A 22,497-nucleotide genomic window follows, 5' to 3' on the forward strand; every position below is an offset into this window, starting at 1 on the left:
TCTATCATAACGGAAATCAGCCCATGGGGATACTTCTGGCCTGATCGCGGAATTCCGACGGCGTCATGCCGGTATGCCGCTGAAACACCTTCGTAAAATACCGCCGCTCATGGTAGCCGATGCCGGCGCCGATCTGCGTGATGCTTTTGTCGCTGTGGAGCAGCAAATATTTCGCGGCCTCGATGCGTTTTCCGGTAACGTATTCCACAAAGGTCATGCCCAGATGGTTTTTGAACAGGAGGCTGAAATAACTGCAGCTGATTCCCAGATGCCCGGCAAGCTCTTCGATCCCCAAATCCGTATCCAGCTTGCTTGCAATGTACGCCACGGCTTCGGCCATGAGCTGCTGCGGGTTTTTCCTCGCGCTCTGCTGCCCTTCCGTCTCCTCGATGCGGGATACCGTCTGCTGGAAAGGATCCTTCAACCGCTGCTGAACGATTTGCTCCCCGACGGCCCGGATGGTGTTTTCGAGCTCTTTGTAATGGATCGGCTTGCAGATGTAGTCGCGGACCTTGTATTTGATCCCGGCCCTGGCGTATTCGAACTCCTGGTAACCCGTAAGCAAAATGATCTCCGCTTTGGAGCCCCTCTCCCGGAGTTCCCCGATCAGGGTCAATCCGTCCATGACCGGCATGCGGATGTCGCATAAAATAATGTCCGGGTTGTGGATGTCGAACAGCTCCAAAGCTTCTTTGCCGCTGCGGGCGGCCAGCACCTGCATGTTCATTTCCTTCCATGGAATGATGCTTTTCAAATTGTTGAGGATCGGCGCCTCGTCATCGACAAGCATGACGTTAAGGATCATCTTTTTCCCTCCATTCGGCATCAGGCAAAACGCACTGAATGATCGTTCCCGTCAAAAGCGAGGAACAAATGAACAATCCGTAGTACTCCCCGTAATGAATCCGGATCCGGTCGGCCACGCTCCTTACGCCCAGCCCCCTCCGCTCTTCATTGATATGCCGATCCTGATCGCCGTTGCGGCCGGATTCCTCTTCCTTGTCGTTCTTCATGTAAACGAATTTCCGAAGCTGCTCCGGACTCATGCCGATGCCGTTGTCCTGTACCTGCAAAATGAAGCGGCCCCGGTCCGTCCAGCAGGAAACATGGATATGGCCTTTATAGGCAATGCCTTCGAAGCCGTGCTGGATGCAGTTTTCCACGAGCGGCTGAAGGGTGAGCTTAAGCACGCTGCGCCGGCTGAGTTCCGGCGGAATGTCCAGCTCGTAATCGAACAGGTCGTCGAACCGGAACTTCTGGATTTCCAAATAACTCCGCAGATGCTCGATTTCCTGGTCGAGCGGAATTTCCTCCTTATCCTGAATGCTGATCCGCAAAATATTGCCCAGCCTGTGCACCATTTCGCTGACCTTGACGCCTTCGTTCTGGATCGCGAGCACGTTGATCGACTCCAGCGTGTTAAACAGGAAATGCGGCTTGATCTGGGCCTGCAGCACGCGCAGCTCCGCCTGCGTTTTCTGCTTTTGCTCGGTTTTGATCTGCTTGAACAGGCTGTTGATTTGGCCGACCAGATCATTGAAGCCTTTTGCCAAAATATGCAGCTCATCCTTGCCCCGGTCCTCGACCTGAACGTTGAAATCGCCGCCTTCGACCTTTCTCATGAAACGCACGATCACCCCGATGGAGCCGGTAATCCTTCTCATGAACACCATGTTGAACGTGATGGCTGCCAGAAGGCAAAGCAGCGTAATTCCGATGAACCACTGGGCAAACACGAGCGTTTCCTTGGATAAGGAAGCCCAGGACGTCACCGCGACCACGTTCCAGGAATAATCCTCCATATGGTAGATCGAAACGATGCTTTTTTCATCGTCGAAATCCGTTTTGAAGCTCTGGTACCCGGAGCCGAACCGGACCGTTTTTTTCATGACGGAGGAGATCGGCTTTCCTTCCAGCGTTTTGTTCGGGTCGTACAAAATGAGGCCGTCGTCGTTGACGAGCAGGAACTGGGTGGACTGCATGTTTTGCGTCGGCGACAAATTGCGGAAGATCGACTCGATGTCCCAGTTTTTGATTTGCACGACCAGAATGCCGATGTTTTTGAAATAACTCAGCTCTTTGACGAGGCGAATCTGCGTAAAAACCGGTTCGGTTCCGGTCAATTCCGGATATTCGTGCGGCGCGATCCATTTGGGCACCCCGTTCAGTTCCAACACTTCCCGGTACAAGGGTTGCTTTTTGAAATCCTCGAAAGGCATGGTCTTGAAGTTTTCCTTGGTGAACACGGACACGACGGCACCGTGCAAATTGTACAGAAAAGCGTAGCTGATCGCGGGATGGTTATACAGCAGGTTGCGGAAATTCCGCTGGCTGTTGTTCAGGCTGAGCTGCTCCTCGTTCAAATCCTGTTTGGACGGGTCTTTGGCGGCCAGCGCCATATGGAAAACGGAGGTGGCGATGCCGTTGTCCGTCACGTTGTCCATCTGCCGCAGCACCGTGCCGATGCTGTAGCTGATCGATTTGAGCGAATATTCGGTTTGGCGGCTGTATTTTTCCTCGATCGAATGCGACGATACGATATACGTGACGACGCCCAGTATGCATAACGGCACGATGATCAATACGACGAATGCCGTAAACAACTTGTTGCGCAAATTCATGGACACTCTTCCATTTCTCAAGATTTGCAAAATCCGGTATTTTGCAAAAATCAGCAGTCTGTAACTTGATCGCTGCGGCATGGCATGCCGCTGACAACGCCGGTGCCGGCAAACCGCAAAAACGGTCCTTTATCTGGCGGATTCCGCCGCCTGATTGGCGTCATCCTGCACCTTCTGCAGCGCTTCGGCCATTTTCTCCGGCGTCGTTTGGCCGCTGATCAGCTTCTGGATTTGCACGTTGCTGATTTCCGAGGTGACGTCGGCTTGAACGAGGGCGTCGAACGCAGGGAACTTCGTATCGGCTTTTTCGATCACGTCAACGATCTCCTTCATCAGATTGTCGTTGATGCTTGAAGCCAGCACGGCCGCATCCAGCTTCATCGCCGGCAGCACGCCGTCTTCGACGAGCCCGCGGATTTGCATGTCTTCGTTGAACATGTTTTTGATGAAGGACTTTACGGCGGCGATTTTGCGGGGATCCTTGGCGACGGCGGCCGAAAAGCCGTAACCGTTGTTGAAATTCAGCATCAGCGCGGTTTGGTCCCCGACGCCGCCCTCCACCGGAGGCATATTAAAAAATCCCACCTTCCCGAACATCGCGGCCCCCGATTCCCCCTGCTTGAACACGGACGATTTCCAGGTGCCGTCGTACATCAGAATCGCTTGGCCGCTCGTAAACTGGGCCGTATATTCGGGATACTCCAAACCAAGCTCGCCTTCGGTAAAGTAACCTTTGTCCTTCCATTCCTTATGCTTGGCGAATGCCTTCACGACGTTCGGGTCGGTCCACTTGGCTTCTCCGGTGGCAAACTTCGCGGTGATGTCCGGGCCGGCGTAACGGGACCAGAGATGGTTGGTGATCATCAGCGGAATCCAGCCGGCTTTGGACGCGGCAGCGATCGGGGTTTTGCCGTCCCGTTTGATCTCGGCCAGCATGCGTTCCAGCTCCGCGAACGTGGCCGGCGGTTTCCAGCCCTTTTTTTGGAAATAGGCCTTGTTGTAATAAAAACCTTCGCCCGATCCGCCGATGGGCAGGCCGTACACCCTTCCCTCGTACGTAAAGGCGTCCAGCGAAGAAAATTTGTCCTTGATGCCCAATTCTTCGATGATGGGCGTCAAATCCAGCAGCTTCCCCTGTTTGGCGTACATCGCGGAATCGGGGCTGCCGAACAGGTCGAAAATATCGGGAGGATTGCCTGCCGCCATCTCGCCGCGAAGTTTTTCCTTGCGGTTCACGTCGGAATCGACGCCGTCCAGCCTGAAGGTCAGCCCATCGACTTCGGCCTCCACCTTTTTGACCACGTCGTTCAGGATGGCAAACCGTTTCTCTTTGTCTTTGCCGACCTGGGTGTGACGGAGCGTCAGATCGAAGGGTTCGGCCTTTTTTTCGGTTTTGGCCCCCTTGCCGTTGGATGCGTTTTCATTCGCGGGCGAGCTTCCGTTCTCGCAGGCCGTCAACACGAATGAAGCAGCGAAGCACAGCGATATCAAAAGAATCAAGCTTCTCTTGACCTTCATCGTTGATCCCCCTTAAATCTCTCAATTCTCATTATAAGAATGAGTATACATCAAGGTTAGTGCAACAATCTGCTATTTTGGGGATAAAAATCTCTACTGGGCTTGAAATTTCGCAAAAATGCTCCCTCCTCGAATGCCTTGCCCCCGGCAGAAATCGAACAAAGAGCCCTTTTCTTTTGCAGAAAAGAGCTCTTCAGGTCCGGCCCGGTTAACCGGTTCCGGTTTGCTTGCGCCCCGCTTCGATCAAGCGGTAGGCCCGCTCGACCTCATCGTCGGTAGGGCTCGGGACGCCATGCAAAGGATAAGTTTTGCCAAGCTCCTCCCATTTGTAGACGCCCATCTGGTGGTAAGGAAGGATTTCGAACTTTTCGACGCCGCGGAGCGTGCCGATGAAACGGCCGAGCCGGAGCAAATCCTCCTCGTCGTCGTGGATGCCGGGAACGTATACATGCCTGATCCACATGCTGCGCCCGTGCTCCGACAGCCACTTCGCCGTCTGCAGCGTTCGTTCGTTGGATTTGCCCGTCAGCCGGATATGCTTGGCGTCATCGATATGCTTGATGTCCAGCAACACCAGGTCCGTGACGTCCAGCAGCCGGCGGATTCGCTCCGCTTCGTTAAATCCGTTGCTGTCCAGCGCGGTGTGCAGGTTCCAGCGTTTTTTCGCTTCCTGAAACAGTTCCGCCACAAAATGCGACTGCAGCGTAGGTTCGCCGCCGGAAACCGTGAGGCCGCCTCCGGATGCCCGGTAATACGGCAAATACGGCTCGATTTCGGACAACGCTTCTTCCACCGTCATTTCTTTGCCGCCGTCCAGCGCCCACGTATCCGGGTTATGGCAATATTGGCATTTCAGCAGGCAGCCTTGCATGAAAAGAACAAAGCGGATGCCCGGCCCGTCGACGGTCCCGAAGGTTTCCATGGAGTGGATATGTCCCTTGATCATTGAAGTCACCCTTTCCGCATCCGCTATCGGTTCCGGCAGGCCCGGAGCCCGCCTGTTATCCCGTTTCTTACATGGATCCGTGGAACGTGCGGTTGATCACGTCAAGCTGCTGCTCCCGGGTCAGCTTCACGAAGTTGACGGCGTAACCCGACACGCGAATCGTCAGCTGCGGATAATTTTCCGGATGTTCCATCGCGTCGATGAGCTGCTCGCGGTCGAATACGTTGACGTTCAAATGATGCGCCTTGCTGCCGAAATATCCGTCAAGCATCGATACGAGGTTCGATTTGCGGGTCTCCGGCTCTTTGCCGAGCGCTTTCGGCACGATGGAAAACGTGTTGGAGATGCCGTCCAGGCTTTCCTCGTAAGGCAGTTTGGCTACCGAGCTGAGGGAAGCGAGCGCCCCTTTTTTGTCCCGTCCGTGCATCGGATTGGCGCCAGGCGCAAACGGCTCGCCCGCTTTGCGGCCGTCCGGCGTCGTTCCGGTTTTTTTGCCGTATACGACGTTCGACGTGATGGTGAGAATCGATTGGGTCGGCAGCGCGTTCCGGTACGCTTTATGTTTGCGGATCATGCTCATGAACGTTTCCACCAGCCAGACGGCGATTTGGTCCACCCGGTCGTCGTTGTTGCCGTAGCATGGGTATTCCCCTTCGATTTCGAAATCGACGGCGATGCCCTGTTCGTTGCGGACCGGCCGGACCTTGGCGTGTTTGATCGCGCTCAGCGAATCGGCCGCCACGGACAACCCTGCGATGCCGCAGGCCATCGTACGGAGGATGTCCCGGTCGTGCAGCGCCATCTCGATGCGTTCGTAGCAATATTTGTCATGCATGTAATGGATGACGTTCAGCGAGTTCATGTACAGTTTTGCCAGCCATTCCATCATCGGCTTCAGCCGTTTGACCACTTCGTCGTACGAGAGGACCTCGGAGGTGATCGCCGGATATTCCGGTCCGACCTGCGCGCCGGACTTTTCGTCGACGCCGCCGTTGATGGCGTACAGCAAACATTTCGCCAGGTTGGCCCGCGCCCCGAAAAACTGCATTTGCTTGCCGATCCGCATCGCGGATACGCAGCAGGCGATTCCGTAGTCGTCGCCGTAGATCGGGCGCATCAGATCGTCGTTTTCATATTGGATGGAGCTGGTCTCGATCGATACCTTCGCGCAATATTTTTTGAAGGCTTCCGGCAGCTTCTCCGACCATAATACCGTCAGGTTCGGTTCGGGCGCGGGTCCCAAATTGTACAGCGTATGCAGGAAACGGAAGCTGTTTTTCGTCACCCGGGTTTGGCCGTTGACCGACATCCCGCCGATCGATTCCGTCACCCAGGTCGGGTCGCCGCTGAACAGCTCGTTGTAGTCCGGCGTCCGGAGGAATTTCACGATGCGAAGCTTCATGACGAAATGGTCGACGAGCTCCTGCGCCTGCGTTTCGGTCAGCGTGCCTTCCTCCAGATCCCGTTCGATGTAAATATCGAGGAACGAAGATACGCGGCCAAGCGACATCGCGGCGCCGTTTTGCTCCTTGATGGCAGCCAAATAACCGAAATACAGCCACTGGAAAGCTTCTTTGGCGTTTTGCGCCGGTTTGGAAATGTCGTATCCGTGCATTTCGGCCATCCGCTTCAGCTCGCCGAGGGCGCGAATTTGTTCGGACAATTCCTCCCGCAGGCGAATGACGTCTTCTTCCATGGCGTCCACCTCAAGCTCGAGCAGCTCCTGTTTTTTCTGCGCAACGAGGAAATCGACGCCGTACAAGGCAACGCGGCGGTAGTCGCCGATAATCCGGCCGCGGCCGTAAGCATCGGGCAAGCCCGTGATGATGCCCGCTTTGCGCGCAGCCCGCATCTCGGTCGTGTATGCGTCAAAGACGCCCTGGTTATGGGTTTTGCGGATGTTCGTGAATAGGTCGATCAGCTCTTGCGGAAGTTCAAACCCGTACGCTTTGCATGCATCCACCATCATGCGGATGCCGCCGAACGGCTGAATGGACCGCTTGAACGGAGCGTCGGTCTGGACGCCGACGATTTGCTCCTTGTCTTTGTCCAAATATCCCGGCCCGTGGGACAGGATCGTGGAAGGCGTATGGACGTCGACGTCCAGAACGCCGCCGTTTTCCCTTTCCTTTTTCGTCAGATCGGAGACGATCTTCCACAGCTCGGTCGTATCGTCCGTCGGCCCCTGCAAAAATCCCTCGTCCCCCAGGTACGGGCGGATATTCCGCTCGATAAAGTCGTTGACGTTGACTTTGCGCGTCCAGTTCCCTTTTTTGAATCCCCGCCAGCCCGTTGGCATGGTTTGTACGTCTTGTTCCAGCACAGACATTGGAATCCCTCCGTTTTTGAGGATGTAAATGCCGCATCGATGGATATTTTTTGTGATTTATTTCACTTAGTTGAAAATTTGATCTTGCTATTGTCTTGCTCCATCTGATCCTGCTTTTATGCTGCTTGCTCTCCTCGATGCGGCGGTCTTGCTTCAGGATTTTGCAGCATCCGATGGCAGCCGCTTCCGGGTACATTTTATGGAACGAAACGATTTCGCTTCCATAAATCAAATCGCGGACCGAAAGTCGTTTTTTCGGATGTTTGACAAAATCCCCGTTTACAAGTCCAGTGTAAAAAACTTCCGGCAAAACGGCTGTGATAAACATCACTTTGCAGGCGGTCTTCCTAAGGGGAAGGTCGATTTCACGCGCCTGCAAAGGATGCGGTCCGCATTGGGCGGCAGCCTGTTCGGGGATAGGCGGGCGGCGCGGTCGTCAAGCAAATACGTCACGCTTCCCCGATCCGCCGCCGGCTCCCGCTTCGCTTATTCTTCGAACCGCCCGTAAAACGCGTTCCGGTAAATGTCCGCCAGCTCCGATACGAGCGGCAGCTTCGGATTCGCCGTCGTGCATTGGTCCTCGAAGGCGCGGTCCGCCAAATAATCGACCTTTGCTTCGAACGCTTTGGCGTCAAATCCGAGCTCCTGGAACGATTCCTCAATGCCAAGCGCCTTGTTCAACTTCCGTATGGCCTGAATCAGGCTGTTTACGCCTTCCTCCGTCGTGCGGGCAGGCAATCCCAAAATGCGAGCGATTTCCGCGTACCGCTCGTCGGCGACGAAATGCGAATATTTCGGGAACGACGCGAACTTGCTCGGTTTTTTCGCGTTGTAGCGGATGACGTGCGGCATCAGGATCGCATTGGTCCGGCCGTGGGCCGTATGGTATTCCCCGCCCCATTTATGCGCCAGGCTGTGGTTGATGCCCAGGAACGCGTTGGCGAAAGCCATGCCGGCCAGCGTCGAGGCATTGTGCATTTTCTCCCGGGCGATCTTGTCGCCGGTCAGCGCGGACTTTTCAAGGTACTGGAAGACGAGCTGGATCGCTTTGATCGCCAGGCCGTCCGTATAATCGCTAGCCATCACCGAGACATACGCTTCGATCGCATGCGTGAGCACGTCCATGCCCGTATCGGCCACCGCCGTTTTCGGCAGCGTGTACACGAACTCCGGATCGACGATCGCGACGTCCGGCGTCAACTCGTAGTCCGCAAGCGGGTATTTCGTGTTTCCTTGGTTTTTGTCCGTGATGACGGCAAACGAGGTGACTTCCGATCCCGTGCCCGAGGTCGTCGGAATGGCGACGAATTTGGCCTTTTGCCCGAGGCGCGGATATTTGTAGATCCGTTTGCGGATGTCCATGAACTTCTGCTTCAGGTTCGAAAAATCGGTGTCCGGATATTCGTAGAACAGCCACATCGCTTTGGCCGCGTCCATCGGCGAGCCCCCGCCGAGCGCGATGATGCAGTCCGGCTGGAACCGTCTCATCATCTCGGTGCCCCTGTCCACCGTCGTCGTCGACGGATCGGGCTCCACTTCCGAAAACACTTCGATAACGACCGGATTTTGGCGCTGGCGCAGGAAATATTCGACCCTTTCGACATATCCCAGCTTCACCATCATCTCGTCGGTCACGATCGCGATCCGGCTGATGTCCGGCATCTTGGCCAAATATTGCGTTGCCCCTTTTTCAAAATAAATTTTATCCGGTACTTTGAACCATTGCATATTCACGGTACGGCGCGCCACCCTTTTAATGTTGATGAGATTGACCGCGGTGACGTTCGAAGACGTCGAATTCCGGCCGTACGACCCGCAGCCGAGCGTCAGCGAAGGCAGGTTCGTGTTGTAAATGTCCCCAATCGCCCCGTGGGTCGACGGCGAATTGACGATGATCCGTCCGGTCTGCAGCCGGTCCGCGAACGCCGATATCACTTCCTCGTTATGCGAGTGAATGACCGACGAGTGTCCCATGCCGCCGAACGCGACGACCTCCGCCGCACGCCGGATGCCCTCCTCCGCGTTTTTGACTTTGTAGCAGGCCAGCACCGGGCTGAGTTTTTCCGCGGACAGCGGGTACTTCGGACCGACGCCTTCGATTTCGGCCACCAAAATTTTAGTGCCTGCCGGCACGCTAAAACCGCATGTTTCCGCGATCTTCACGGCGGATTGGCCGACGATGGCCGGGTTAACCGCGCATTTTTCGAGGTTGATCGCGCCAGCCGTCAGCTTAGCGGTTTCTTCCTTATTGACGAAGTAGCAGCCGTTTGCGATCATTTTCTTTTTGACGGCCTCAAAAATCGGTTCCTCGATGATGACCGCCTGCTCCGATGCGCAAATCATCCCGTTGTCGAACGACTTGGACAAAATGAGGTCGGTGACCGCCTGGTCGATATCCGCCGATTTTTCGATGAAGCAAGGCACGTTGCCCGGACCGACCCCAAGAGCCGGTTTGCCGCAGCTGTAGGCGGCGCGCACCATGCCCGAACCTCCCGTCGCCAAAATGAGCGCCACGTCGGGATGGTTCATCAGCGCGTTCGTTTTGTCCATGCTCGGCTCTTCGATCCACTGGATGCAGCCGGCCGGGGCTCCGTGCTTTACCGCCGCCTCCAGCATGATTTTCGCCGCTTCGCGGCTGCACTGCTGCGCCGACGGGTGGAAGCCGAAAATGATCGGGTTGCGGGTTTTGATCGAAATCAGCGCCTTAAACATCGTCGTGGACGTCGGGTTGGTCACCGGCGTGATCCCCATGATGATGCCGACGGGTTCGGCGATTTTTTGATAGCTTTCATACGGGTTATCCTCGATGACGCCTACCGTTTTTTCATATTTGATGCTGTGGTAAATGTATTCGGTGGAAAACATGTTTTTGGTGATTTTGTCTTCATATACGCCTCTGCCGGTTTCGTCGACGGCCATCCGGGCCAGCCGCATATGCTGGTCGAGCCCCGCCAGGGCCATCGCCTGAACGACCTCGTCCACCTGCTCCTGCGTCATGTCCATGAAACTTTGCTGCGCCTCGTTGGCTCTGTCGATCAGAGTCTGGATATACGCTTCCGGCGCCGGTTTCGGTGTTGCTGCGGGTTCTTTTTTAACAGCCATGTCTCTCATCCTTCCGGGGTTTTTTGAAAACTTTTCTCTCTGGCCCGATCATAACAAAACCGGGTAAGGCCCGGAGGTGATGTTTTTCACACGGTAAAGTGAAAATAATCACAAATTCGGAATTTCGACACTTTTTCGGGCTTCAAAACCCCCAAAAACCAAATTTTTCAGGTTATAATTTACTTAAAATTTATTTTAAAAATGAAAGAGATAAAGGGGATAACGAGTATGAGCAACCAACTGAACGTGATCGAAACCCGCGGGAATGCAAGCTGCTTCTCGGAACAAAACCTGGATCGGCTGATGGCTGTCATGCATGACCGTACCGTACCCGAAGGCTCCCATCTGTTTTGGGAAGGCGACAGCTCGGATAAGCTTTATTACGTCAAAAGCGGTCGCGTCCAGCTGACCAAATCCACGGATGAAGGCAAAGAGCTGATATTGTACATGTACCAGGCGGGGGACATCGTTGGCCATGCCGACCCCTTTTTCAGCCATAAGCAAACCTATACCGCCGAAGTGATGGAAGAAAGCGTCGTCGGCGTCATCGACCACAAAGACCTGGAATCGCTGATCTGCCAGCACTGCGACTTTGCGCTCGATTTCATGAAATGGATGGGCATCCATCACCGGCTGACCCAGACGAAATTCCGCGATCTGATGATGTACGGCAAGCCGGGCGCGCTCTGCTCGACGCTGATCCGGCTCAGCAACACGTACGGCGAAGAGCGTGGCGACGGCATTTTGATCAACAAAAAAATCACCCATACGGATCTTTCCAACATGATCGGTTCGACGCGCGAAAGCGTCAACCGCCTGCTCGGCGATCTCCGCAAAAAAAACGCAATCGAGTATGAAAACGGCCTGATCGTCATCAAAGATCTTGAAATGCTGCAGGATATTTGCCATTGCGAGCTGTGCCCGAAAGAAATTTGCCGCATTTGACCGGCAGGCGGCCGCCGATATCCGCGATACGTCATCTCCAAGCTTCCGGGACCGCGTCGGGTCTCCGGAGGCTTTTCCATATGCAAAACGACCCATATGTCTCCTAACTGAATCATGTCTGAGCCTGTTTAGCTTCCTTTCCTCAAAACGGCTAAATATGTCATCACAAGGGCTCCTCATCCCCGTTTTTAATCCTAAAGACCTATAAATCTTTCAGATAAAAGAACCGATGAACATCATGTTGCGCATTTCTTAAGTCTTATTTTACTTGCGCATATCTTCCTACAACATCAACCGATCATCGTTCGGCGCCTGAAGGACCGGAGAACCGAATCTGCCCCGGAAGGACTATCCCGCAGGTTCCGGCGCTGAACTTACAGGCCCGAATCCTCTTATCCCTTCAAAAACGAAAGGAAACATCGAGGATTGGGCCTACAGGTCGGATAAGGAGTGAATAACATGATGGCAGAAACATGGATTCGGCGGATTTTGATGGTCATTACCTTCATAGGTTCGATGGCATCGGGTACGGCGCAAAGCACGGCTTTGTCGTCTCCTCCCGGAATCGCTCCGGAGGCTGCGGCGCAGCCGATGCACCAAAAAGCCACCTGGCTGTGGACTACCGACTGGATCCGGCGGGACCCGCGGGAGGTGTTGTCGTTTTTCGGCGAACATGGCGTGAACCTCGTTTATTTGCAAGTGAACCCCGACATCCCCGCCTCTGATTATCAGAGATTCATCAAGCAAGCGGCCGGCCTCGGCATCGAAGTGGATGCGCTGGGCGGCGCCCCGGAATGGGGACTTGCGTGGAAGCGGCAAGAGATCGCGGATTTTGTGGCCTGGGTGCAAACTTACCAACAAGCGGCGGAAGCTGGCGAACGATTTCGCGGCATTCACGTCGACATCGAACCTCATCTGCTTCCGGAGTGGAAAACAAACCGCCCCGACGTCATCAAGCAGTGGGAAAGCAACGTGCAATACCTTCGAACCGAAGCGGACCGCATGAAGCTGCCGCTTTCAGCCGATATCCCGTTCTGGCTCGGCAACGGCACGGCTTCGGACGGCAAGACGCCGCTCGACCGCTTTATGATCGGGCAGTTCGACTCGGTCACGGTCATGTCTTACCGCGACACGGCCCAAGCCATCGCCGGCATCGCCGAAGACACGTTCAAGGAGGCAGCCGCCCTCGGCAAAACGGCCTTGGCCGCCGTCGAAACCAACCCCAGCCGCGAAGGCGATTTCCTGACGTTCCATGAGGAAGGAGCCGACGCGATGAACGAGCAGATCGCCAAACTTCACGACATGATTAAAAACCATCCTTCCTACGCCGGCATCGCCGTTCACGATTTCGACGGCTGGCGGGAGATGAAACAATAATAAAAGGGATGTGCGCCGGTTTTCGTTCCCGCTTGCGTACATCCCTTTTTATGAAGGCATTTCTTTTGACGACCCTTTGTCCGGTCCGACGTTTCGGCCATGAACAACTGGGCGCGAACCCTTTGCGGGTAACCCGTTTTAGCGCGGATTGAGCTGCACGGAAGCCTGTTTTCCGCTCAGCTGGATTCCCGACGTTTTGGTTCCCGCCTCCTTCAGATCCGTGATCAGCTGCTCCAGAAGCTCCTTCGCGGCCGCCCCTTCCTTGCCTTTGATCCGGATGACGAACAGAACGGCATTGCCGGACTTCAACGTTTTTTCCGCCTGCCGCAGCTTCGTTTCGTAGTCATGCTCTTCGATCTGGGGCGTCAGCCGGATCTCTTTGACCTTCATCCCGCGTTCCGCCGCTTTCGCCTGCTGTTTTTCCCTTTTGGCGTCTCCCGCCCCGATCAGCTTGCACGGGGGAGGACTGCTCATCAAAGAGGTGCAGACCAAGTCGACTTTAAGCTTTTTGGCCATGGCCAGCGCTTCGGAGGTAGGCATAATGCCGAGGGGTTCTCCGTTTAGCCCCGTCAGCTCCACCTCCGTCGCCTTGATTTTTTCGTTCATCAGCATGTTCGCAACACCCCCGTCCCACGTTTATGTATTTGTTGCAGCACCGACCGGACGCGCCGATGAAGCCGCCGCTAGGCCCGGTCCAGCTTGATTTCCACTTCGTCCCGCGGCGACAGCTTCATGTCGAAACCGTCCTCGGCAAGTTCCTTGCCGTTGACTTTGATCACCCATTTTTCCACCGATTTGGATACGTAGCCCTTCACGGAATGAACCATCCGTTTGTTGACCGTCAGTTCGACGAAATCGGTCCCCATCAGCATGTCGCGCACATTTTCGTTTTCGGCGTACGGCAGGATGTACGTATGTGAAATCGACGGCTGTATGGTTCCGCCGTTGATTTTCAGCACGGAATATTTGACTTCCTTCGCTTTGGGATCCGTCGGTTCGATGGAAATGCCAAGCTCGTCGTTTTCCTTGAGCACCGTATCCAGCTTGTCCTTTCCAAGCTTTTTGTCGTTGAGCTCGATCCCCCACGCGAAGGCCGAAGACAGCGAAACCTGGCTGATCGAAAGGATGCTTCCGTCCTCCGCGAAGGTCACGATCCCGCTTTTTTTCAAGCATTCCCGGATCGAGATTCCCTGCTCCAAATATTTTTCGATGTCGCGGATCGTGTCCGGAGAGAAAAAATCGTCTTTTTCGGAAATCAATATCGGCGAAAAGCCTTCTCCGGATGCCACGCCCGCCAAATCTTTGGATTTGCTGCCATCGCATCCCGCCAGGATCACCGACAGGACGGCGATGAAAACGATTGCCTTTTTGAAGCTGTTCCCCATTCCGGGCACCACCTTTGTTTATTCATTGCATGGTGCAATTAACGTTGGCTTCTATGAACCAAAATAGAGTCCTCATCCTGAGAACTCTATTTTAACATAGTCAAGCGATCGTTTTCGACAGGGGCTAGACAGGTTTAGACCAAAAATTCAATGGATCAGCGCCTGCATGAACGTTCTCGTCCCATCCGTATTTTTCAAATAAGGCCCTAAACCGAGGAAATGGCCGCGGTCGACATAAACGCCCGTCATCCACGTCCCCTCCAGAACTTCGCCGTCCAGATGAAGCAGCAATGGAGGCGCGGAAATCAGCTCCTGATAGACGGGAAACCGCGTATTGTGTTTTTTGAAAGGTTTGCCGGATTGTTCGAAAGGAATCGGGGTGACGTACGTGGGCACGAAATAAGCAGAGATGACCTCCATCTCTTCGTCGTCGTAAAAGGGGGCATCGCCTAAAACGGGATGGAACAACGATATTTCTTCGAATTGCGACCAAATGAGGAGCTGCAGCATCATGCTCTGAAGTCTGCCGTTATGAAAAACGTATTCGCGTTTGCCCTGCCGCTCCTTCCCTCCCGGAGCATCCAGGCTTTCTACATAATGGCGCTCGCAGCCGATGCACTTCCAGCCGGACGGGCTCTGAATCCACTTTTGAAACACCGTGCCGCCATGTTCTCCGCCTTCGGAGTACGGTTCCTGAGCAGGCCTCGGGCAGGCCCAATACTTCCGCACGGAATCCGGTACATGCTGCGCCAGCATCGAGATCGTTTTATCGTAAATCTTACGCACTTTAATAGAAGCGCTTTCAAGTTCGTTGACATCCTCTTTGCCATACCTTATCGCTTGGGAAAGTACTATTTTTCTCATCATTCTCCGCCTCCTTAAGCGCCGAAAAGGCAGTTTATTTACCAATTATACTACAGAAGCCGAGGGAAGGTGCAAGTCTTAACCTAAAAATAACATAAAAATCCAGGTTTCGCGAAATATCGACACGACGCCAAACGCCTGTCCAACGCCAAAAACCTCCTCTAAAATTTAGAGAAGGTTTATCGTCACGGTTGAGATTAGGCAGCTCAATCCAGTTCGACCCATTGTTCGGCCCAATGTTGAACCTGGTCCATTACCGGCTGCAGCGCTTTTCCTTTTTCGGTCAGTTCGTATTCGATCCGAACCGGCGTTTCGGGATAAACATGGCGTTCCAAGATGCCCTCATTTTCCAAGTCTTTCATACGTTCGGACAGCATTTTGTCGCTCATGGATGGAATGATATGCGATATATCCTTGAACCGTTTCGGTCCGTTCATCAGCGAATAGATAATGAGCCCGTTCCAACGCTTTCCCAATACGGAAAAAGCCGTTTCAAACCGCGGACACATACTGAAATCCTGATCCTTCATGTTCTCACCTCTTTACAGGATCCATGCAAACAGTTAATGTCTCATGAAAGCTTACATTAAGTTAGTATGTATCAATTTTACCACATTCGCCTGCAAAAGAAAACTCGCAGATCCGAATCCAGGCTTGAAAATCCTTCCCAAATCGCAGGATCGGCCGCCGCCCGCCAACGAAAAAACGGCAGCATCAGCTGCCGCCGTTTTCTTTAGCCTTATCAGAAGTCGCCTTCCGTATGCTACACCACGGACCCTTTCGCGAACTCTCTTACCGGCTGCGGGGAATGGCCGAACCGCAACGCTTCGCCGGGAGCCGGAGCCGCCCATTTGACGCCGTTGGCGATCACTTTCAAAACCCCGGGATGGAAATAGGTCGGATGCGTTTCGTGTCCGGGACGGAAATAGAAAATTTTGCCGCGCCCGCGACGGAAGGTGCATCCGCTCCGGAATACTTCGCCGCCTTCGAAATTGCTGATGAACACGATTTCGTCCGGCGTAGGGATGTCGAAATATTCGCCGTACATTTCTTCATGGTCGAGGATGATCTTTTCGCCGATGCCTTCGGCGATCGGATGGGACGGATTCACGTTCCAGATGATTTCCTGCTCCTCCGCTTCGCGCCATTTCAAATCGCAGGAGGTGCCCATCAAAGCCTTGAAGATTTTGGAGAAATGCCCGGAATGCAGCACGACCAATCCCATGCCGTCCAAAACGCGCTGTTTGACGCGCGCCACGATGTCGTCGCTGACCTTGTCATGAGCCATATGTCCCCACCAAATCAGCACGTCCGTCCGGTTCAGCACTTCTTCGGTCAATCCGTGCTCCGGTTCCTCCAGCGTGGCGGTCTCAATGGCAAAACCGTCCTGCTGGATGCCTTGGGCAAGCGCCGTGTGGATGCCGTTTGGGTAAACGGCTTTGACGGCATCGTGAATTTTTTCGTGGACGAACTCGTTCCAAATGGTTACGTTGATCATGTTGTTTTCCTCCTTATACCCACCACATGTCGCCAAGCGACTCTTCGATCAATACCTGCTGCAAATTGGCCACCGCTTTGGAGAAACCTTCTTCGATGGACATCAGGCCGTCTTCATGCTCGATGCTGACCGCGTAATCGTATCCGACGAGACGCAGCGCGCTGATGATGTCCGCCCAGGTTTTGACGTCGTGGCCGTAACCTACGCTGCGGAATTGCCAAGCGCGGTCCAGCATGTTCGTGTACGGCTGCATATCCGTTAAACCGAAACGGTTGACGTTGACCGGATCGATGACGGTGTCTTTGGCGTGGAAATGGTGGATCGCGCCGGCGCGGCCCAAAATGTGGATCGCCTGAACCGGATCGATGCCCTGCCACCACATGTGGCTCGGATCAAGGTTGGCGCCGATCGCCTCGCCTGCGGCTTCGCGCAGACGAAGCAGCGTTGCCGGCGTATGCACCGAAAATCCGCCGTGCAGTTCCAAACCGATTTTTACGTTATGGTCGGCGGCAAATTTCGCTTGTTCCGTCCAATACGGAATGACCTTGTTTTCCCACTGCCAAGCCAAAATTTCCTGAAAATCGTTTGGCCAAGGAGCGACCGGCCAGTTCGGGTATTTCGCGTTTTCATGGTCCCCCGGGCAGCCGGAGAACGTATTGACGACCTGCACGCCCAATTTCTCCGCCAGTTTCACCGAATTGACGAAATCCTCATGATCCGCTTGGGCAAGATGCTTTTGCGGATGAAGCGGGTTGCCGTGGCAGCTGAGCGCGCTGATCGTCAGGCCGCGGGATTCGACCGCATGTTTGAACTCTTTCAGCTTCGCTTCGTTTTCGAGCAGCTCGGCCGGATTGCAATGCGCTTTGCCGGGATTTCCGCCCGTTCCGATCTCTACCATCTTCAGACCTTTGGACGCCACGTAATCGAGCGCATCCTCCAGCTTGCGACCGCCGAACAATACCATAAATACGCCTAGTTTCAAAGTAAACTCCTCCTTATGCGTTGGGTTTCAAATTAAGGTTGCCTCAATAACTTCCGGTTTTGAAAAGCTTTTCAACTTGCGTAAAACGAAGCCCGAACCCCAGGCAGGTCGTCTGCATGGGGAACGGTGAGTCGAGATGTATGAATGAACCTCTGAAGATTACTCGAAATATACGGCTTTACCCGTTTTGGCGGACTCGTAGATCGCTTCCAGAATTTGCGTTACGACAAAAGCCTGCTCAGGTTTAACGATCGGCTCCTTGTCTTCCAGGATCGCCTCGATCCACAGTCTTTGCTCCAGATCCGACTCGCTTTCGGCCGTGCCGGAGTAGAACGCCACGCCTCCTGCCTGCAAATCGATGTTGGTGTCGTACAAACGTCCCAGCTTTTCTCCGTTGATGCGGAGACCGTCCTTCATGTCCGCGCCGCCTTCGGTGCCTGCAAGGATCGTTTTGGCTTCGCCCGTTTCCACGACGTTAAGCGCCCAGCTGGATTCCAAAATGATCGTTGCGCCGTTTTCCATCGTGATGAAGCCGAAAGCGGAGTCTTCCACCTTGAATTGCTCCGGATCCCATGGTCCCCAGGCGTTGGCCGCGTCCTTGCGCTGTCCGAGCTTATGGAACGAGGAACCGAGCACGCTTTTCGGTTTGTAGTTGTCCATCATCCACAGCGTCAGGTCAAGCGCATGCGTACCGATATCGATAAGCGGGCCTCCGCCTTGCTTTTCCTCGTCCAAAAAGACGCCCCAAGTCGGAACCGCGCGGCGGCGGATCGCCAACGCTTTGCCCAGGTAGATGTCGCCGAGTTCGCCGGCTTCGCAAAGCTGCTTCAAATACAGGCTGTCGGCACGGTAGCGGTTTTGGTAGCCGATCGTCAGCTTTTTGCCCGTGCGGCGCGCCGCGTCCAGCATTTCCTGGGCTTGCGCCACGGTTTTGGCCATCGGCTTTTCGCACATAACATGTTTGCCGGATTCCAGGGCCGCTACGGTGATGACCGAGTGGGAATCGTTTGGCGTACATACATGAACGACGTCGATGCTTTCGTCTTTGAGCAGCTCACGGAAGTCGGTATACACTTTCGCGTCTTCGGTGCCGAATTCCTTGGCCGCTTTTTCCGCGCGTTCCTTCACGATGTCGCAGAAGGCCACCATTTGCGCTTGCGGCTGCTTCGCGAGGCTCGGCATATGCTTTCCGTTTGCGATCCCTCCGCAGCCGATGATTGCGATTTTTAAGGTTTGGGTTGTGTTAGACATGAACAGGTCCTCCATTTTTTGCGTAGTTTTTAATCCATTCCATGCTTTTCGCAATGGCTTCGAGCGGCGGATTTTGGCAGAAATCCTGCTCTACCACGATCCATTCCGCGCCCGCTTTGTCCGCGGCTTCGGCCACGGCCTTCAAGTCCACTTCGCCTTGGCCCAGCTCCACCGTCAGCGGGGAACCGTCCTCTTGTCTGCGGACATCCTTCCAATGCACCACCGGAAGGCGTCCCGCATAAGATTCGATGTAGCGGACGGGGTCGTAGCCGGCAAAGTGCACCCAGCAGCTGTCCAGCTCGATCTGGAGCAATGATTCGGGAACGTTTTCGTACATCGCGTCGAATACCGTTTGGTCCCCGATCTTCTCGGTGAATTCAAAGTCGTGGTTATGGTACAGCAGCGTAACCTGCTGCTCGGCGCACCGCTGTCCGATGCGTTCCAGGTTCGCAAAAACTTCATCCCAATGGCGGTCTTCCGCTCCGAGATACGGGACGATCAGGCGGGTATTGCCGATTTCTTTGTTGTAGGCGATTTCCTCGTCGAGGGCATTCAGCATGCGGTCGTAACCCGTATGCGTGCCGAGCGCGACCAGGCCGTACTGGTCGAGAAGCGCTTTCACCTCGGACGCGGGGCGCCCGAAAAAGGTATGGAATTCCACGCCTTGATATCCGAGCTCTGCTACTTTCTTCAGCGTCCCCTCAAAATCCTGCTCCATTTGCTCACGAACCGTATAAAGTTGCAAGCCCAGCTTCAACATGTTTGCCTCACTCCTGTTTTTTATTTTTCAAGGCAGGGTGCTTTCCAGCTTTACATGCTCGCCCTTCAAGGAAGAGGTATGGAATGCATGCATGGCTTCAAGCACATGGTAAGCGAGCGCTCCGCTCGCCCGATGGCCGCGGCCTCCCCGGATCGACGCAACCATGTCGTTCACGCCAAGCCCCCGCTCGTTTCTTCCGCATTCGAATGCCGGAGCCAGCGTTTCGGTCTCGGTCGATCCGCTGCGGCGGAGCTTGACGTCCCCGTCGAAGAAATTCGGATCGGGAAGGATCAGCGTCCCTTCCGTGCCGTATATTTCGAGCCAAGGCAGGCTTGCGCCGCCTTTGACGTCAAAGCTTGTAATCACGGTGGCGATGGCGCCCTGCCTGAAATCGATCGTTCCGGCCAGATGCGTCGGCGTAAGCACCGGGATTTGCTGGCCGGCCTTCGGTCCCGAACCGATCGTTCGCGTCGCGCTCGGAGCGCCGGCCGAAGAACTGATCCGGTCCATCGGACCCAGCAGCTCCGCCAGCGCCGTCAAATAATACGGCCCCATGTCGAACATCGGCCCGCCGCCGGGGGCGTAAAAAAATTCGGGATCCGGATGCCAGCCCTCCGGCCCGCCGCTCATCATAAAGGCTGCGGCCGCCACCGGCTTGCCGATCATGCCGCCTTCGATGGCCGCCTTGGCCGTTTGAATCCCCGAACCGAGGAACGTGTCCGGCGCGCTGCCGACGCGGAGACCTTTGCTTTCGGCAGTCTGAAGTATGCGCTTACCATCCTCCAGCGAGACGGCCAGCGGTTTTTCGGCATACACGTGTTTGCCCGCTTCCAGCGCGGCGATATCGATTTCGGCATGGCTCCCCGGAACGGTCAGGTTAATGACCAGCTCGATCTCCGGGTCGGCCAGCAGTTCGGCTGCCGTGTATGCGTTTGCAATCCCGTATTCCTCCGCCCGGGCCGCGGCGCGTTCAAGCACCACGTCAGCGCAGGCCACCACTTCGACAACGGGGCTCTTTTTCAGGTTCTCCAGGTAAATGGCGCTGATGTTGCCGCAGCCGACGATGCCTGCTTTCATTTTGGTGTCCATGCTTCACACTCCTTCATGAGGTAGAAGGTTGAATCAACAATCTAGTACCCATGGTATTCCGATTTCGTTTATATTAAAATGAATAATATGATTGAAACATGAACAATCTGGTCATTATTTTTTTTGCCCGGGATTTTTCCCGAACCAAAATCGGCGGTTCCCTGCGGACATGCCACTTTAAGCTATAGGAGTTATTTTTATGTCTACGGATCAATCGGTTCATATCTATACGGCAGGATTTTCATTCCACCACAAACCCTTTTACATGAGCGAAATGAACGGGGTCAAAAATTATTTGATGCGCCTGCAGACGGACGGAAGATGCCGGGCCCGCGTCGGCGGGGAGATGGTGCCCGTCGAGGCCGGGGATCTGCTCCTTTTTTCGCCGGACGAGCCGTATGAGCTGAAAATCGACGAGGAGCTGAACGCCCAAAACGAGCTTGCGGTCGAAAGCGGGGATTACCATATCTTTTTCGGCGGCAGCTGGATCGAGGAATGGTGGAACCGGCAAAAACGCCCGACGAAAATCCGGGTCCCCCTGAACGAAACGATCATCGGCCTTTTCAGGCAAATCGTGCTGGAGCAGCGCAAAATCTCCAATCCTTTTCCCGAAATCTCGGGGTATTACATGCGCATTTTATGTCTGGAGACGGACCGCCTTCTGCGGGAGCATCCGTCCACGACCCCGAAAACGTACCTGGCTCACCGGATCAAGCACTACATCGAGGAAAACGCCTCTTCATCGTTTAAGCTGGAGGATGTCGCGGCCCACGTCGGGATCAGCGTATCGCGCGCGGTGCACCTGTTCAAGGAGGCGTTCGGCAAAAGCATTATGCAATATACGCTTGACGTCAGGCTTGACATGGCCCGCGAGAAAATCATTTTCAGCCCGATGTCCCTCGAAAATATCGCCGAAACTTCGGGCTTTGCGAATTATACGTATTTCCACCGCGTATTCCGTTCCCGGTTCGGGAAATCGCCGAAGGAATACCGGATGGAAAGCCGCGAGCAGATTTGAAGGCGGATTCGACCGTTCAGAAGAAAAAGGAAATTTTGCTCAAGCAGGAAAGCTCCCCGGCAGTAGGCAGGGGAGCTTTATTTACAAAGGCATTGGATTCCAATGGCTGATAGTTGTATTTTGTTATTCCTTAGGCATTTCGTTGAAGAAAGCGACGTCCTCAATCGGCAATCTTACCGTCGGGTGTCCCGGCTTCGCCGCCTTGCCGATGGCGATCAGCATAATGGGAGCGTATCTCTCCGGAATATCGAACGCTTCTACGAATTTAGCCTGGTCATAGCCGCCCATCGGGACCGTATCATACCCTTTAGCGCGAGCGACCAGCATAAGCTGCATGGATACCAATCCGGCGTCAATGGATATTTTTTGGCGAACCGTCTCCCGGGGCATGCTCTTAAACAGCCCTTGATAGCGCTCCACGAACGATGTAGCCGTCTCTGCAGGCATGTAACCCGCATCGACCGCCATGCCGTAAATTTTATCGGCCAACTTATAGCCCTCCAAATCCCCAAGCACCACAATGACGGCCGAAGCCTCGATCACTTGCTGCTGATCGTTGGCGATCGGAAGCAGTTTTTGCTTCAACTCCTGCGAGTCGATGACGAGAAACCGCCACGGCTGCAGGTTGGCGGCCGAAGGAGCCAGCGTGGCTTGCTGCAGGATTTCGTTCATTTCCTCCCGCGAAATTTTGGCTTGGGGATCATAGCTGCGGACGGACCGCCGATCCTGAATAACGTTGAAAAACTGCTGCTGCTCTACCGTTTGGGTCGATGGTGAAACGGACATGCTTCTCTCCTCCTCATTGTTACTGT

At 54.7% G+C, this 22,497-nt stretch carries 19 protein-coding genes; 3 read left to right on the top strand and 16 right to left on the bottom strand.

The annotated features are described in order from the left end of the window. Positions 1-16 precede the first annotated feature (16 nt). From NYE48_RS18100 to adhE, 6 genes are all read right to left on the bottom strand, one after another. Entirely contained in the window at positions 17-805 is a 789-nt protein-coding gene (locus tag NYE48_RS18100) for a response regulator transcription factor (RefSeq protein ID WP_306433211.1), read from the bottom strand. Continuing rightward, the gene (locus NYE48_RS18105) at positions 795-2,621 is read right to left on the bottom strand and encodes a cache domain-containing sensor histidine kinase (RefSeq protein ID WP_036707750.1); all 1,827 of its coding nucleotides are present in this window, start codon (positions 2,619-2,621) and stop codon (positions 795-797) included. The genes NYE48_RS18100 and NYE48_RS18105 overlap by 11 nt, the downstream gene beginning before the upstream one ends. A 129-nt stretch (positions 2,622-2,750) precedes the next feature. Then, positions 2,751-4,139, bottom strand: a complete 1,389-nt coding sequence (locus NYE48_RS18110) for an extracellular solute-binding protein (protein ID WP_036707747.1) — start codon at positions 4,137-4,139, stop codon at positions 2,751-2,753. 208 nt (positions 4,140-4,347) lie between these two features. Next, entirely contained in the window at positions 4,348-5,085 is a 738-nt protein-coding gene (pflA, locus tag NYE48_RS18115) for a pyruvate formate-lyase-activating protein (RefSeq protein ID WP_340999626.1), read from the bottom strand. A gap of 67 nt (positions 5,086-5,152) precedes the next feature. Beyond that, the gene (gene pflB, locus NYE48_RS18120) at positions 5,153-7,414 is read right to left on the bottom strand and encodes a formate C-acetyltransferase (protein WP_340999627.1); all 2,262 of its coding nucleotides are present in this window, start codon (positions 7,412-7,414) and stop codon (positions 5,153-5,155) included. A 486-nt stretch (positions 7,415-7,900) separates the two neighbouring features. Beyond that, the gene (gene adhE, locus NYE48_RS18125) at positions 7,901-10,516 is read right to left on the bottom strand and encodes a bifunctional acetaldehyde-CoA/alcohol dehydrogenase (RefSeq protein WP_340999628.1); all 2,616 of its coding nucleotides are present in this window, start codon (positions 10,514-10,516) and stop codon (positions 7,901-7,903) included. 228 nt (positions 10,517-10,744) lie between these two features. Here adhE and NYE48_RS18130 point away from each other — a divergent pair, with 228 nt between their 5' ends. Together NYE48_RS18130 and NYE48_RS18135 are read left to right on the top strand one after the other, a co-directional pair. Further along, positions 10,745-11,461 carry a Crp/Fnr family transcriptional regulator gene (locus NYE48_RS18130; protein ID WP_036707741.1) on the top strand — a complete coding sequence of 239 codons (717 nt, stop codon included), beginning with the start codon at positions 10,745-10,747 and terminating at the stop codon, positions 11,459-11,461. Positions 11,462-11,920: 459 nt separating this feature from the next. Continuing rightward, entirely contained in the window at positions 11,921-12,838 is a 918-nt protein-coding gene (locus NYE48_RS18135; RefSeq protein WP_340999629.1) for a hypothetical protein, read from the top strand. Positions 12,839-12,976: 138 nt separating this feature from the next. On the opposite strand, the gene infC is transcribed toward NYE48_RS18135, so the two are convergent. The 9 genes from infC to NYE48_RS18180 form a co-directional block, all read right to left on the bottom strand. After that, positions 12,977-13,450, bottom strand: coding sequence for a translation initiation factor IF-3 (gene infC, locus NYE48_RS18140; RefSeq protein WP_036707739.1), 474 nt, complete (start codon positions 13,448-13,450; stop codon positions 12,977-12,979). 71 nt (positions 13,451-13,521) lie between these two features. Continuing rightward, positions 13,522-14,223, bottom strand: a complete 702-nt coding sequence (locus NYE48_RS18145; RefSeq protein ID WP_340999630.1) for a hypothetical protein — start codon at positions 14,221-14,223, stop codon at positions 13,522-13,524. 147 nt (positions 14,224-14,370) lie between these two features. Further along, the gene (locus tag NYE48_RS18150; protein WP_340999631.1) at positions 14,371-15,087 is read right to left on the bottom strand and encodes a hypothetical protein; all 717 of its coding nucleotides are present in this window, start codon (positions 15,085-15,087) and stop codon (positions 14,371-14,373) included. A gap of 206 nt (positions 15,088-15,293) precedes the next feature. Further along, positions 15,294-15,617, bottom strand: coding sequence for a winged helix-turn-helix transcriptional regulator (locus tag NYE48_RS18155; protein ID WP_339324219.1), 324 nt, complete (start codon positions 15,615-15,617; stop codon positions 15,294-15,296). Positions 15,618-15,850: 233 nt separating this feature from the next. Continuing rightward, the gene (locus tag NYE48_RS18160) at positions 15,851-16,585 is read right to left on the bottom strand and encodes a ThuA domain-containing protein (RefSeq protein WP_212946982.1); all 735 of its coding nucleotides are present in this window, start codon (positions 16,583-16,585) and stop codon (positions 15,851-15,853) included. A 13-nt stretch (positions 16,586-16,598) separates the two neighbouring features. Beyond that, entirely contained in the window at positions 16,599-17,567 is a 969-nt protein-coding gene (locus NYE48_RS18165) for a sugar phosphate isomerase/epimerase family protein (protein WP_036707730.1), read from the bottom strand. Positions 17,568-17,726: 159 nt separating this feature from the next. Then, a complete protein-coding gene (locus NYE48_RS18170) occupies positions 17,727-18,818 on the bottom strand; it encodes a Gfo/Idh/MocA family protein (protein WP_036707727.1) in 1,092 nt (363 codons plus the stop codon). Beyond that, positions 18,811-19,578 (bottom strand): sugar phosphate isomerase/epimerase family protein, encoded by a 768-nt coding sequence (locus tag NYE48_RS18175; RefSeq protein ID WP_212946987.1) that lies wholly within the window; start codon positions 19,576-19,578, stop codon positions 18,811-18,813. The genes NYE48_RS18170 and NYE48_RS18175 overlap by 8 nt, the downstream gene beginning before the upstream one ends. A gap of 27 nt (positions 19,579-19,605) precedes the next feature. After that, positions 19,606-20,667 (bottom strand): Gfo/Idh/MocA family protein, encoded by a 1,062-nt coding sequence (locus tag NYE48_RS18180; RefSeq protein ID WP_340999632.1) that lies wholly within the window; start codon positions 20,665-20,667, stop codon positions 19,606-19,608. A gap of 199 nt (positions 20,668-20,866) precedes the next feature. Here NYE48_RS18180 and NYE48_RS18185 point away from each other — a divergent pair, with 199 nt between their 5' ends. Further along, on the top strand, positions 20,867-21,685 hold the full coding sequence (locus NYE48_RS18185) for an AraC family transcriptional regulator (RefSeq protein WP_036707724.1): 819 nt from the start codon (positions 20,867-20,869) through the stop codon (positions 21,683-21,685). A 123-nt stretch (positions 21,686-21,808) separates the two neighbouring features. Here the strand turns inward: NYE48_RS18185 and NYE48_RS18190 are convergent, their stop codons facing one another. Beyond that, positions 21,809-22,471 carry a nitroreductase family protein gene (locus NYE48_RS18190; protein ID WP_340999633.1) on the bottom strand — a complete coding sequence of 221 codons (663 nt, stop codon included), beginning with the start codon at positions 22,469-22,471 and terminating at the stop codon, positions 21,809-21,811. Positions 22,472-22,497: the final 26 nt, after the last annotated feature.

The sequence above is a fragment of the Paenibacillus sp. FSL M7-1455 genome (genome assembly GCF_038004655.1).
GTDB classification, from domain to species: domain Bacteria; phylum Bacillota; class Bacilli; order Paenibacillales; family Paenibacillaceae; genus Paenibacillus_AQ; species Paenibacillus_AQ cookii.